This is a genomic window from Kitasatospora sp. NPDC005856 (genome assembly GCF_040629945.1).
Classification (GTDB): Bacteria; Actinomycetota; Actinomycetes; order Streptomycetales; family Streptomycetaceae; genus Kitasatospora.
In genome coordinates this window covers 58032-69469 of the sequence record NZ_JBEXWT010000047.1, presented here as the reverse complement: position 1 = coordinate 69469, position 11438 = coordinate 58032, and the positions used below count along the sequence as shown (strand labels likewise).

Annotated in this window: 14 protein-coding genes; 8 read left to right on the top strand and 6 right to left on the bottom strand. The window is 74.3% G+C overall.

Annotation, left to right across the window (positions count from 1 at the left end; translation table 11 throughout):
* Positions 1-170: 170 nt before the first annotated feature.
* Positions 171-890: a hypothetical protein gene (locus tag ABZ449_RS25760; protein ID WP_360350244.1), complete on the top strand. Its 720-nt coding sequence runs from the start codon at positions 171-173 to the stop codon at positions 888-890.
* Between the two features lie 72 nt (positions 891-962).
* Here the strand turns inward: ABZ449_RS25760 and ABZ449_RS25755 are convergent, their stop codons facing one another.
* Together ABZ449_RS25755 and ABZ449_RS25750 are read right to left on the bottom strand one after the other, a co-directional pair.
* The gene (locus ABZ449_RS25755; RefSeq protein ID WP_360350241.1) at positions 963-1544 is read right to left on the bottom strand and encodes a hypothetical protein; all 582 of its coding nucleotides are present in this window, start codon (positions 1542-1544) and stop codon (positions 963-965) included.
* Positions 1545-1652: 108 nt separating this feature from the next.
* A complete protein-coding gene (locus ABZ449_RS25750; protein ID WP_360350238.1) occupies positions 1653-2999 on the bottom strand; it encodes a LuxR C-terminal-related transcriptional regulator in 1347 nt (448 codons plus the stop codon).
* Positions 3000-3177: 178 nt separating this feature from the next.
* On the opposite strand from ABZ449_RS25750, the gene ABZ449_RS25745 reads away from it, so the two are divergent.
* The gene (locus ABZ449_RS25745; RefSeq protein ID WP_360350235.1) at positions 3178-3372 is read left to right on the top strand and encodes a hypothetical protein; all 195 of its coding nucleotides are present in this window, start codon (positions 3178-3180) and stop codon (positions 3370-3372) included.
* A 256-nt stretch (positions 3373-3628) separates the two neighbouring features.
* On the opposite strand, the gene ABZ449_RS25740 is transcribed toward ABZ449_RS25745, so the two are convergent.
* Complete coding sequence (locus ABZ449_RS25740; RefSeq protein ID WP_360350232.1) at positions 3629-4396, bottom strand: CDP-alcohol phosphatidyltransferase family protein; 768 nt, start codon at positions 4394-4396, stop codon at positions 3629-3631.
* A 405-nt stretch (positions 4397-4801) separates the two neighbouring features.
* Here ABZ449_RS25740 and ABZ449_RS25735 point away from each other — a divergent pair, with 405 nt between their 5' ends.
* Both ABZ449_RS25735 and ABZ449_RS25730 read left to right on the top strand, forming a co-directional pair.
* Positions 4802-5377 carry an NUDIX domain-containing protein gene (locus tag ABZ449_RS25735; RefSeq protein ID WP_360350229.1) on the top strand — a complete coding sequence of 192 codons (576 nt, stop codon included), beginning with the start codon at positions 4802-4804 and terminating at the stop codon, positions 5375-5377.
* Between the two features lie 86 nt (positions 5378-5463).
* Positions 5464-6147, top strand: a complete 684-nt coding sequence (locus ABZ449_RS25730) for an HAD family hydrolase (protein ID WP_360350226.1) — start codon at positions 5464-5466, stop codon at positions 6145-6147.
* Between the two features lie 13 nt (positions 6148-6160).
* Here the strand turns inward: ABZ449_RS25730 and ABZ449_RS25725 are convergent, their stop codons facing one another.
* Together ABZ449_RS25725 and ABZ449_RS25720 are read right to left on the bottom strand one after the other, a co-directional pair.
* Entirely contained in the window at positions 6161-6883 is a 723-nt protein-coding gene (locus ABZ449_RS25725; RefSeq protein WP_360350223.1) for a YidC/Oxa1 family membrane protein insertase, read from the bottom strand.
* 90 nt (positions 6884-6973) lie between these two features.
* Positions 6974-7297 (bottom strand): DUF6412 domain-containing protein, encoded by a 324-nt coding sequence (locus ABZ449_RS25720; RefSeq protein ID WP_360350220.1) that lies wholly within the window; start codon positions 7295-7297, stop codon positions 6974-6976.
* Between the two features lie 281 nt (positions 7298-7578).
* Between ABZ449_RS25720 and ABZ449_RS25715 the strand changes: the two genes are divergently transcribed.
* Entirely contained in the window at positions 7579-7863 is a 285-nt protein-coding gene (locus ABZ449_RS25715; protein WP_063349249.1) for a type II toxin-antitoxin system prevent-host-death family antitoxin, read from the top strand.
* A complete protein-coding gene (locus ABZ449_RS25710) occupies positions 7856-8278 on the top strand; it encodes a type II toxin-antitoxin system VapC family toxin (RefSeq protein ID WP_360350217.1) in 423 nt (140 codons plus the stop codon). Before ABZ449_RS25715 ends, ABZ449_RS25710 begins: the two co-directional genes overlap by 8 nt.
* A gap of 38 nt (positions 8279-8316) precedes the next feature.
* Here the strand turns inward: ABZ449_RS25710 and ABZ449_RS25705 are convergent, their stop codons facing one another.
* Positions 8317-9393 (bottom strand): Gfo/Idh/MocA family oxidoreductase, encoded by a 1077-nt coding sequence (locus ABZ449_RS25705; RefSeq protein WP_360350214.1) that lies wholly within the window; start codon positions 9391-9393, stop codon positions 8317-8319.
* 168 nt (positions 9394-9561) lie between these two features.
* On the opposite strand from ABZ449_RS25705, the gene ABZ449_RS25700 reads away from it, so the two are divergent.
* Both ABZ449_RS25700 and ABZ449_RS25695 read left to right on the top strand, forming a co-directional pair.
* A complete protein-coding gene (locus tag ABZ449_RS25700) occupies positions 9562-10341 on the top strand; it encodes an HAD-IIA family hydrolase (protein WP_360350211.1) in 780 nt (259 codons plus the stop codon).
* 202 nt (positions 10342-10543) lie between these two features.
* Positions 10544-11272 (top strand): uracil-DNA glycosylase, encoded by a 729-nt coding sequence (locus ABZ449_RS25695; RefSeq protein WP_360350208.1) that lies wholly within the window; start codon positions 10544-10546, stop codon positions 11270-11272.
* Positions 11273-11438 lie beyond the last annotated feature (166 nt).

Here is an 11438-nt window from a genome sequence, read left to right as displayed (position 1 = left end):
GGGGGGGGGGGGGCGGGGTTGGGGTGCCGCGGGGGGGGGGGGGGCCCGCCCTGGGGCGGCCCCGCCCACTCGGACGGGTCAGGAGCTGTCGCTGTGGAGCGGGATGTTGCCAAGCATGGGGACGTACGGGCCCCTCGGCCGCCGAACACCGATCAGGAGAGGGATCCTCGGTGCGTGAACTCCACAGTCCCCCCAGCCACGGCCCCGGCCACCGTCCGCTGCCCGGGCGTGCGCCGCTCGACCGTTCCCGGGCCGGCGACCGGACCCCGGCCCGGAGCTGGACGGCGCAGCGCACGATCGCGCTGATCGCGGCGGCCTCCGGTGCCGCCGTGCTGGTGGCCTGCAGCAGCAGCTCGTCGGGCACGGCGGGCTCGCCGTCGGCCACCCCGCCCAACGTGACCGCCTTCTCCGGCGAACCGCCCTCCGCCGTCGCCTCCGCCGCCCAGTCGCTGCTGGCCTCGGCGTCGGCCGCGGCGGCCTCGGCGTCGGCCGCCGCCTCCGAAGCCGCCGCCTCCCTCTCCGCGGCGGCGTCCGCCTTCCAGGCGTCCGTCTCGGCGCAACAGGCGGCGACCAGGGAGAAGGCCGCCTCGGTGCTCAGCGGGGTGACGGACGGCGGCAACGCGATGGGCGACGTCACCATCACCGGTCTCCCCCGGCAGAGCACCGGTGGTCTGCACGCCGTGGTCGTCACGATCCAGAACCCGGGGCCCGGCACGGCCTCGTACGCGGTCCAGGTCGACTTCACCGACTCCAGCGGCAAGGCCGTGGACAGCTCGATCGTCGGCGCCGAGAACGTCCCGGCGAACGGCAAGGCCCAGCCCGTGGCCTTCAGCCGGCAGCCGGGGGACCAGCCCCTGACCCCGGTGGTGGTCAAGGCCGTCCGCTACTGACCGCCGGCTCCCGGTGGCGCGAGGCCCGGGCGCCAGAGCCCTCGGGCCTCGGGCCCCGGGTTCGTCGTGCGGCTACCAGCCGGACCCCGCCGGCCCGACCGGCGTCAGCCCCACCTGTCGGGCCAGCCACTCGGCGCGCCGGACGTCGCCCGCACGGAAGTGGATGAACACCGTGTGGTCGTCCGCGGGCCGGTCGAAGTCGACGTCGTCGCTGTTGAGGGCGATCTGGACACCGGCGTCCTTGCTGCGCGGGTCCAGGCCGAGTTCGGGAACGGCCGGCCAGGCGAAGCCCTTCCAGGACAGCGAGGCGGGCGAGGAGCCGAGGACGGCGAGGAAGCGCTCCTCGATCGATCCGACGGGCTGCTCGTCCAGTTGGAACGAGAACGGGGCCAGCTCCGCCAGCCGGGGATCGCCCGCCGCCAGCAGCCGCCGGAGTTCCTCGTACCCGACGCCCTGGTCCCCGAAGCCCCCGTGCACGTGGTCGGGATGGGCCTCGAACAGCCGCCGGGCCTCCGTCGCCGTCAGGTCGTCCGCGTACGCGTGCGCCTCCGTCGAGCCGCGGTGCACGGTGATGTCCAGCAGCCGCCGGGCGGCGTCGTACGCGACCCAGCGGTTGGGGGTGCGCAGGACCGGCAGGACGTTCGAGGTGCTCATGGTGGAGAGTCAAGCAGCCGGGCCCCGGGCGGGCACGCGGATTCCCCGACCGTGCCGCTCGGGGCCGGTGCCGCGCGGTGCACGTCGGGCGGCCGCCCGACGCGCGGGTTACGTCACGCCGCCGCCGGGTTCCGTGACGACGTCCGCCCGGTCCCGCTGCCGGGTCCGGTAGGCGCGGGAGCGGCAGCGGGGCGAGCAGTAGCGGGGCGGGCGGCCGCCCGGGCGGCGGTGGCCGTCGGGGGAGGGGGCGGGTGCCGCCAGCGGGTCGCCGCAGGCCGGGCAGGACGCCGCCGACGCGGGTTCCTCGGCCTCGGCGGCGGGGTTGGAAGGCGCCGGGTGCGAGGTCAGGCCCAGCCGTTCCGCGACCACGCCGGCCTGGAAGCGGCTGTGCGCGCCGAGGCTGTCCAGCAGGTCCGAGACGTGGCGGCGGCAGGTGCGCAGGGAGATGCCGAGGCGGCGGGCGATGGACTCGTCCTTGAGGCCCTTCGCGAGCAGCACCAGGATGCTCTGCTTCATCGTCTTGGTGACGTCGTGCGCGGCCTGCGGACCGCTCGCGAACGGGGTGGCGTTCTCCCAGTCCCGTTCGAAGACGGTCAGCAGGTAGGAGAGCAGGTCGGGTTCCCGGATGATCAGCGCACCGCCGGAGCGGGCGGGCAGCAGGGCGAGCGAGCCGTCCACGATGATCAGCTGCGGCAGCACCTCCGGCAGCGTCCGGATCTCGGCGCCGGCCTCGATCAGCTGCTCCGCGTGCACCCGGGTGGGCTGGTCGAAGCGGGTCGCGTGCTGGTAGAGGCTCCGCATCCGGACGCCCCGGTCGAGCAGGGCCAGGTCGCGCGGCAGCGCCTCGCGCAGGGCGGCCGGGGGGAACGACCCGCCGTGCTTGGAGACCAGCACCTCGCTGCGGCAGGAGTCGATCACGTCGGCGAGCAGCGAGCGCACCGCGAACTGGTCGGGCAGGCGGTCGATGGTGCCCTGCGGGAAGGCGTGCTGGCGGGCCTGGAGGTAGACCGGCACCAGCGCCGCGAGCCCGTCGCGCTGCTGCTGGATGAGCCGCCGCTGTTCGCGCAGGGCCTCCTCCCGGGCGCGCAGGGCGGTGTCGCGGGCGGAGAGCAGCTGTGCGGTGGCGGCCTGGGGGCTGACGGGCTGCCAGGCGGCCGGGCGGGCGGCGTCCGCGGGGGCCCCGTTCGGCGGGGCGTCGGTCGGCGGAACCTCGTCCGGTGGGGCGTCGGTCGGCGGGACGTCGTCGGCGAACAGTTCCTGGAAGAGGCAGGCCCCGGTGAGCTGCCGGACGGCCGCCTCGCACTCCGGCAGGCTCAGGCCGGTCTCCGACGCGGCCTGGGCGAGGGTCGCCCGGGTGAGGCGCTCGTGCACGACCGTCCACCGGTAGAGCGTGACGGCCGCGCTGTCGAGCGCGGGTACGTCGGGGGTCGGGTCGGGGCCGGTCCCGGGCTCCATTGCATGCCTCCTAAAGCTGCCAGGCAGGCTCATGATCCCTTGCGGGGGATGCCGTGGCCATCCGCCGACTGGCAGGGTGGCGAGTACGGGCGGTGCGGCAGGACCTGCGGGAGCTGCGGGAACTGCGGGAACGTCCGAAACGTGTGGAACTGTCCCCGAAGTGATGGGAGTTGTCGGCATGCGAGGAATCGTGACGCGGGCTGTGGTCGCGGTCGCGCTGGGCGCCGCCGCCTGGTTGGGCGGGATGGCCCCGGCCGGTGCCTCGGTGTTCGACGGCGCGACGCTGACGGACGGCGGCAGCGGGCAGGGCCACAGCTGCGTCCAGACGACGGCCTGGGGCGACGCCTGGTGCCCGGGCAAGCCGTTGAGCTGACGCGTCGGCTCGCCGCGAGCGACTCCCTCCCCTCGTCCTCCCCTTCGAAAGGGAATTCCTGTCATGCACATGGCACTGAAGCGTTCCGTCCGCACCGCCACGACCACCACCACGGGCCGGTCCGGCTCCGCCCCCTCCGGCTCCTCGGCCGAGTAGGCGCACCCCTCCGGCCGCCGGGCCCGGGAGAAACAACGCGCCCTGCACGGGAAGTCGGTCGAGTCGACTTCCCGTGCAGGGCGCGTTGCCGTTCGGCCGCTCAGCGCAGCCGCGAGGAGGACAGGATCGACGCCAGGTGCGCGACCACCATGCCCCAGGTGATCACCGTGATGCCCACGAGCGTCCACCGGGTGGCGTCCAGGTTGCCGAGCCCGGCGTCCACCACGGCCGCCGCCAGCAGCACCAGCGAGGCCTCGATGCCGTTCGTCACCCGGTGGATCTTGAACAGCGAGGCGACCCTGCGGGCCGTCGCGATGCCCTGGGAGCGCGGCTGCGTCGACTCCTCGGTCGCCGGAAGCTGGCCGCTGCGGGCCCGGGCCACGTCCACCAGGTCCGTCGAGGCCTTGAGCAGCACCACGCCCAGCGCGGCCGCCAGCCCCGCCGACACCCACAGCTCCGAGCCGCCGCGCGCGGCCCGTACGCCCGCGCCGATCATCAGCGCGGCGTCCGCCAGGTAGGCGCCGAGCCGGTCCACGTACACCCCGGCCATGCTGAACTGGCGCTTCCAGCGCGCCACTTCACCGTCCACGCAGTCGAACAGCAGGAACAGCTGGAACAGCACCACGGCCAGCGCCGCGCCGGTCACGCCCGGGATCAGCAGGGCCGCGCCGCCGCCGACCCCGCACACCACCATCACCCAGGTGAGGGTGTTCGGCGACACCGAGGTGCGCACCAGCTGCCGGGTGGTCCGCAGCGAGACGGCCCGCATGTACAGCCGGCCCGCCCAGTGCTCGCCGTTGCGGCTCTGAAGCTTGGCCTGCGGCTGGCACACCTCGCGCAGCTCGGCGAGCGCCGGAGCAGCCACCATGACGACATCCCTCCACCTGTCCCGAAACGATCACCACAGGCTACGGCCTCCGGGAGAACGCCCGGACCGGCCGGTATGCCGCCGGCGGTACGGGAGGTGTCCTCCGGTGGAACGTCTGCCGCGGGCGCCCGGGGGGAGTCCGTGGGAGTCCGTGGGAGTCCGCAGGATCGCGCGCGGGCCCGACGCGCGCCCGGTGCGGGCCGGGGTGCGGGCCGGGGCGCGGGCCCGGGTGTGCGGCCGTGAAAACCGGTGGGCCGCCCGAGCACCCCGGGCTAGGCTGCGCGGGTTCGCCGCAACCCGAAGCACCGGGGCCGGACGCCCGCCCCGACCACCCGCTCCCGTACGCCGGTCGACGTGGTCCGCGCAGTCCGCACGGTCCCGGAACGGAACGAGGAGCGCAGACCCATGGTGACCACCGGCAACCCGCCACAGGGCCCCGACCTGGCCCGACTGCTGGACGACCACCGCCCGCAGGGCCCGGTGGAGAACGCCGACCACGAGCGCGCCCGCCGCCTCCTCGGCGTCGCCGACGCCTGGAACAGAAGCACCTTCCCGCTCCACTTCACCGCCTCCGCGCTGATCGTCCACCCGCCGACCCGCCGCGTCCTGCTGCGCTGGCACGTCCGCCAGCAGGCCTGGCTGCACGTCGGCGGCCACGGCGACCCGGGCGAGACCCGGCCGCTGGACATCGCCCTGCGCGAGGGCCTGGAGGAGACCGGCCTGACCGACCTCACCCCCTGGCCCGGTCCCGCCCTCGTCCACCTCGCCGTGGTGCCCGTCCCCGCCTCACCCGCCGAACCCGCGCACGAGCACGCCGACCTGCGCTTCCTGCTGGCCACCGGCGCCCCGGAGCAGGCCCGGCCGGAGAACCCGGCCTCCCCGCTGGAGTGGCTCACCGTCGAGGAGGCCGGGCGGCGGACCACCGAGGAGAACCTCCGTGAGACCCTCGCCCGCGCCGCCCGCCTGCTGTCGCCCGCCTGACCGGCCGCCCGGCCGCCCGACCGGCATCCCCGGCCGCCCGCCCGCGTTCCCTTCCGCCCGACCGAGCTTCCCCTGGAGACCACCGGATGCACACCGACCAGACCCTGATCTTCGACGCCGACGACACGCTCTGGGAGAACAACGTCCTCTTCGAGCGGGTCATCGACGGCTTCCTGGACTGGGTCTCCACCCCGGCCGAGCAGGAGCGCACCAGGGCCCTGCTGAACGAGATCGAGACCGCCAACTCCGCCACCCTCGGCTACGGCGCCACCGTCTTCCGGCAGAGCCTCGCCGACTGCCTGGAGCGGCTCAACGGCCGCACCCCCACGGCGGACGAGCACGCCCGGATCGACGACCTGCTCACCCCGCTGACCAGCCGCGACGTCGAACTGATCCCCGGCGTCGCCGACACCCTGGCCGCCCTCGCCGACCGCCACCACCTGCTGCTGCTCACCAAGGGCGACCAGGACGAACAGCAGCGCAAGGTGACCGAGTCCACCATCGACCACCACTTCCGCGGCATCCACATCGTCGCCGAGAAGTCGGTCGACACCTACCGGCGGATCACCGCCGACCTCGGCCTCGACCCCGGCCGGACCTGGATGATCGGCAACTCGCCCAAGTCCGACATCGCCCCCGCCCGCCGGGCCGGCCTGCGCACCGTCTTCATCCCGCACGAGCACACCTGGGTGCTGGAGCACGCGGAACTCGGCCCGGACGAGGCGACGCTGCAGCTCGCGGCCTTCGCCGAGCTGCTGCGCCACTTCTGACGGGCGGCCCCGCTCAGGCCACCAGCGCGGCCGCCGGCACCGGCGTCCCGTCCCGGTACAGCCAGGCCCGCTCGGCGGCCGACCAGACACCGGTCGTCAGCAGGTAGAGCACGGCGGCCACCGGCACCAGCGCCGCGAACAGCACCGACCCGAAGGACAGGTACGGCAGCAGCGCCGCCCCCGGCTGCGGGGCGGGCTGCGCCGTCGATGCCGCGGCCGCCGTCGTCGCTGCCGCTGCCGCACGCCGGGCCCGGCGGAAGTTGACGAACCCGACCGCCGCCAGCCCGGCGAACAGCACCCCGAACACCGCCCACTGCCCGGCGCCGTGCGCACCCGTGACGTGCAGGCCCAGCGGCACGCCGAACAGGGTGTGGTCCAGCAGGTCGTTCGGGGTGGTGAACAGGCGGTACATCACCGAGAAGAACGGGATCTGCACCAGCAACGGCAGACACCCCGCGACCGGCGACACCCGCTCCTCCCGGTACATCTCGGCCAGCGCCTCCCGCAGCCGCTCCGGCCGGTCCCGGTGCTTCTTCCGCAGCGCGGCGACCTTCGGCGCCAGCCGCGCCCTGGCCTTCTCCCCGCGCGCCGCGGCCCGCGCCAGCGGATGCAGCGCCAGTCGGACGGCGACGGTGAACAGGACGATGGCGAGCGCGGTCGGCACCAGGTGGGCGACGGCGGCGACGACGGCGTGCGCCAGGGCGACGGCCGGGTCGAGAACGGCGAGTACGGACATGGTGGAGCGAGCCCTCCGGGGTCTCAGGACATGAGTGATCGGCGGAGGACGGCCACGAAGAAGGAACGCCTGGTGGAAACCAGGACGGATTCACGCGGCCGCCGGGGCCGCTCCCGGTGCCCTGGGGCGTCGCCTGCCCCGGGCGTCCGGATCACGCTGCGGGAGGAAGGCCGTACCGAACGCCCGCCGCCGCAGCACCCCGCTGCGCACCGCCGCCGGCGCCCGCGGCCCCAGCAGCCGCGCCCCGGCCAGTGCCCCGGCGACCGCCCCGGCCACCAGCACCACGGCCGCGACGGCGGCCACCGAGGCCAGCGTCCCGCTGTCGGCCACCAGCTCCCCGGTCAGCACCCGGAGCAGGCCCAGCAGCATCGCGACCACGGCCACGGCGCGCTCCCCCTCCCGGTGCTCCGTCAACGTCCTGACGTACCAACAGGACGATCCTGTGAGCCCCCGGGTTCCCCGATCCGCCGGGCGGATCCCCCACGGCGCATCCATCGCGTACACCCCCCCTCGGCGTACACCCCTGCGCGTGCACCCATGCCCACGCCCGTGCCCTCGTGCTCCCGCGCCCACCCGCGCTTCCGGCGCCGGTCGGATCGACCCGTCGTCGCCTCCGCGCCATGGCGGGTCTCGGGGAACCGGGCGGGGCCCGTCCGGGTGTAGCCAGTGGTGCTACGCGGGGCTACCGTGGAGGGGTGAAGACGATTACCCAGCGGGAGTTCCGGAACAACTCCGCCGCGGTGATGGACGCGGTGGAGGCCGGGGAGACCTTCCACATCACCAGGAACGGGGTCGAGGTCGCCGAGCTGCGGCCGGTGTCCGGGCGCCGGCGGCTCACGGCGGAGGAGCTGGTGGCGCGGCACGTGAAGCTGCCGCGGGTCGACTACCAGCAGATGCGCAAGGAGGCCGAGGAGTACTTCGGGCCCGAGGAGCTGGTGGGGGACGAGGGAGACGACCCGTTCGAGCGGCGGCGTGGCTGAGCGCCGCAGAGCGCCCCGGCGGCGGCCGGCCGGGGTGCTGGACACCTGCGTCTACATCGACCTGGCCCTGCTCAACCCGGCCGACCTGCCGGCCGTGCCGGAGCTGACCGCGATCACCTTCGCCGAGCTGCAGCAGGGCGTGTCGATGGCCCGGGACCCGGCCAGCCGGGCGGCCCGGCTGGAGGTGCTGGGCGCGGCGATGGCGGACTTCGACCCGCTGCCCTTCGACGCGGCCGCCGCCGCCCGCTACGGGACGCTGGTCACCCTCACGATCGCCGCCGGGCGGCAGCCGCGCCCGCGTCGGATAGACCTGATGATCGCCGCGGTCGCCTCGGCCCACGGGCTGCCGCTGTACACCCGCAACGTGGCGGACTTCCGGGGGCTGGGCTCGGCGGTGGAGGTCATCGGGATCTGAGGGCGGCGAAGGTGGGACGGCAGGCCGACGGGCGCCCGTCAGCCCAGGCGGACCGCCGTCCCGGTCGCGGCGGAGGCGCGGGCGGCCTCCAGCACGGCCAGGGTGGCCACCGCGTCGCGCGGGTCGACCGGCGGCGGGGTGCCCGGGGTCGTCAGGGCGGCGGCGATGCCCGTGTAGAAGGCGGGGTAGTCGCCCGGGTCGGTCGGCAGCGAGATCGCGGACTCGTCGGTGCCGAGGGTGCCGTAGTGCGAGGGCTGGTCGGCGCCCCAGGGGCGGCTGCCGTCCGGGCGCAGGCCCGCCCGCAGGTCGGCCTCCTGCGGGTCCATGCCGGACTTGACGTACCCGGCGGTGTCGCCGAGGACCCGCAGCCGGGGCCCGATCAGCGGGGTGATGGCGCTGGTCCACAGGTGCGAGCGGGTGCCGGAGGCATGGGTGAGGGCGAGGAAGGCGTCGTCGTCCACCACCGCGCCGTCGCGTCGCACGTCGATCTCCGCGTACACCGTCTCGACCGGCCCGAACAGGCTGAGCGCCTGGTCGACCAGGTGGCTGCCCAGGTCGTACAGCGTGCCGCCGACCTCGGCCGGGTCGGCCAGCTCCCGCCAGCCCGGCTTGGGCTTGGGGCGGAAGCGCTCGAAGCGGGACTCGAAGCGGTGCACCCGGCCGAGCGCGCCGCCGCGCACCAGCCGGGTCGTGGTGAGGAAGTCGCCGTCCCAGCGCCGGTTGTGGAAGACCGAGAGCAGGACGCCCCGCTCCTCGGCGAGCCGGCACAGCTCCAGCGCCTCGGCGGCGGTGCCGGCCAGCGGCTTGTCCACCACGGTGGCCAGGCCGGCCCGCAGGGCGGCGCGGGCGAGCGGCGCGTGGGTGCGGTTGGGCGAGGCGATGACGACCAGGTCGAGCGCCTCCGGGTCGGCGAGCAGCTGCTCGGGCGTGTCCACGGCGCGGGCGCCGGGGTGCTCGCGCGCCAGCTGGGCGCGCCGGTCGGGGTTGGCGGTGACCACGGCGTCCAGCCGCAGTCCGGGCGTGGTGGCGATCAGCGGCGCGTGGAACGCGGAGCCGGCCAGGCCGTAGCCGATCAGGCCGACGCGGAACGGACCGGGAGTCGTCTGCGGGTTCATGCGCCCACTCAATCACGGGGCGCCCGGTTGCTCCCGGTTTGGTGCGCGGTCCGGGAGCCGGTCCGGTGGGCGGGACGTCCTGTCCCCGGACATCGGCGCGGATTAGGCTGTGCGGCGTCAGGGCCCTCGTACGACGCAAGACGCTGCAACACTTCGGGAGACACGCACGTGGCAGACCGCAAGCCCATCGAGTCCTGGCTGACCGACATGGACGGGGTCCTCATCCACGAGGGCACGCCGATTCCCGGGGCGGAGGAGTTCCTGCGCAAGCTGCGGGAGTCCGGCAAGCCCTTCCTGGTCCTCACCAACAACTCCATCTACACTCCGCGCGACCTCAGCGCCCGGCTGGCCGGGATGGGGTTGGAGGTGCCGGAGGAGTGCATCTGGACTTCCGCCCTGGCCACGGCCAAGTTCCTCAAGAGCCAGCGGCCGAACGGAACCGCGTACGTGATCGGCGAGGCGGGGCTCACCACCGCGCTGTACCAGGCCGGTTACGTGCTGACCGACAACAACCCCGACTACGTGGTGCTCGGAGAGACCCGCACCTACTCCTTCGAGGCGCTCACCAAGGCGATCCGCCTGATCAACCAGGGCGCCCGGTTCATCTGCACCAACCCGGACGAGACCGGCCCCTCCCCCGAGGGCGTGCTGCCGGCCACCGGCTCGGTCGCGGCGCTGATCACCAAGGCGACCGGCGTCGATCCGTACTTCGTCGGCAAGCCCAACCCGCTGATGATGCGCGAGGCGCTGAACACTGCCGGAGCCCACTCCGAGACGGCGGTGATGATCGGCGACCGGATGGACACCGACATCGTCGCGGGCATGGAGGCCGGCATGGAGACGATCCTGGTGCTCACCGGCCTGACCTCCGCCGCCGACGTGGAGCGGTTCCCGTACCGGCCGACCCGTGTGGTCAAGTCGATCGCGGACCTGGTCGAGCTGATCTGACCCCCGCGGTGCCGTCGCGGGCCCCGTTCCGGCAGGTCGCCGGGGCGGGGCCGCTTCGTACCCCCGGCGGGGCCGCTTCGTACCCCCGGGGAGGGACGGGCGGACGGGCGTCACGGGGGAGTGGGTTGTCGGTGGGGCTGTGTAGCGTTCGGGGTGAAAGAGGGCGTGCGGCGCAACAGCCGCGGTGTTGGAGGTAGATGTCGTGACGGACACGGTCGAGGCGGGCGTGGTCGAGGCCGGCGAGGGCGGCGGGCTGGAGCTGCCCGAGTCCTGGCGCGGGGTGCTGGGCGCCGAGACGGAGAAGCCGTACTTCGCGGAGCTGGCGGCCTTCGTGGCGGCCCAGCGCGCGGAGCACGAGGTGTTCCCGCCGAGCGGCCAGGAGTTCGCCGCGCTGGACGCCACTCCGTACGACAAGGTCCGGGTGCTCGTGCTCGGCCAGGACCCGTACCACGACAACGGCCAGGCCCACGGGATGAGCTTCTCGGTGCTGCCGGGCACCAAGACGCCGCCGTCGCTGCGCAACATCTTCAAGGAACTGGACGCCGACCTGGGCATCCCCGCCCCGGACAACGGCTACCTGATGCACTGGGCCGAGCAGGGCGTCCTGCTGCTCAACGCGGTGCTCACGGTCCGCGCGCACGAGGCCAACTCGCACAAGGCGAAGGGCTGGGAGAAGTTCACCGACGCGGTGATCAAGGCGGTGAGCGAGCGCGAGGAGCCGGTGGTCTTCGTGCTGTGGGGCAACTACGCGAAGAAGAAGCTGCCGCTGATCGACACCGCCAAGCACGTGGTGGTGCAGGGGGCGCACCCGTCGCCGCTGTCGGCGAAGCTGTTCTTCGGCAGCCGCCCGTTCTCGCAGATCAACGCCGCGCTGGACTCCTTCGGCGCGGAGGCGATCGACTGGCAGGTGCCGAACCTGAAGGCGGTGTGAGCCTGGGCCGGAGCGCCTCCGGGCGTTCCCGAGTCGCCTCCTGAGCGGCTTCCCCAGTCGCTCTACGAGCGGTTCCGAGTGCGGGTGGCCGTGGGTCGGACGGGTTCGATGTCCCGTTCGCCCACGGCCACTTGGCGTTCACCGGCGGTGGGCGTCGGCCGGTGCC

Bases quoted from the DNA above. Each gene is read 5' to 3' on its own strand.
- ABZ449_RS25755 (WP_360350241.1), bottom strand. From the start codon at position 1,544: ATGAGCACCTCGAACGTCCTGCCGGTCCTGCGCACCCCCAACCGCTGG.
- ABZ449_RS25750 (WP_360350238.1), bottom strand. From the start codon at position 2,999: ATGGAGCCCGGGACCGGCCCCGACCCGACCCCCGACGTACCCGCGCTC.
- ABZ449_RS25745 (WP_360350235.1), top strand. From the start codon at position 3,178: ATGCGAGGAATCGTGACGCGGGCTGTGGTCGCGGTCGCGCTGGGCGCC.
- ABZ449_RS25740 (WP_360350232.1), bottom strand. From the start codon at position 4,396: ATGGTGGCTGCTCCGGCGCTCGCCGAGCTGCGCGAGGTGTGCCAGCCG.
- ABZ449_RS25735 (WP_360350229.1), top strand. From the start codon at position 4,802: ATGGTGACCACCGGCAACCCGCCACAGGGCCCCGACCTGGCCCGACTG.
- ABZ449_RS25730 (WP_360350226.1), top strand. From the start codon at position 5,464: ATGCACACCGACCAGACCCTGATCTTCGACGCCGACGACACGCTCTGG.
- ABZ449_RS25725 (WP_360350223.1), bottom strand. From the start codon at position 6,883: ATGTCCGTACTCGCCGTTCTCGACCCGGCCGTCGCCCTGGCGCACGCC.
- ABZ449_RS25705 (WP_360350214.1), bottom strand. From the start codon at position 9,393: ATGAACCCGCAGACGACTCCCGGTCCGTTCCGCGTCGGCCTGATCGGC.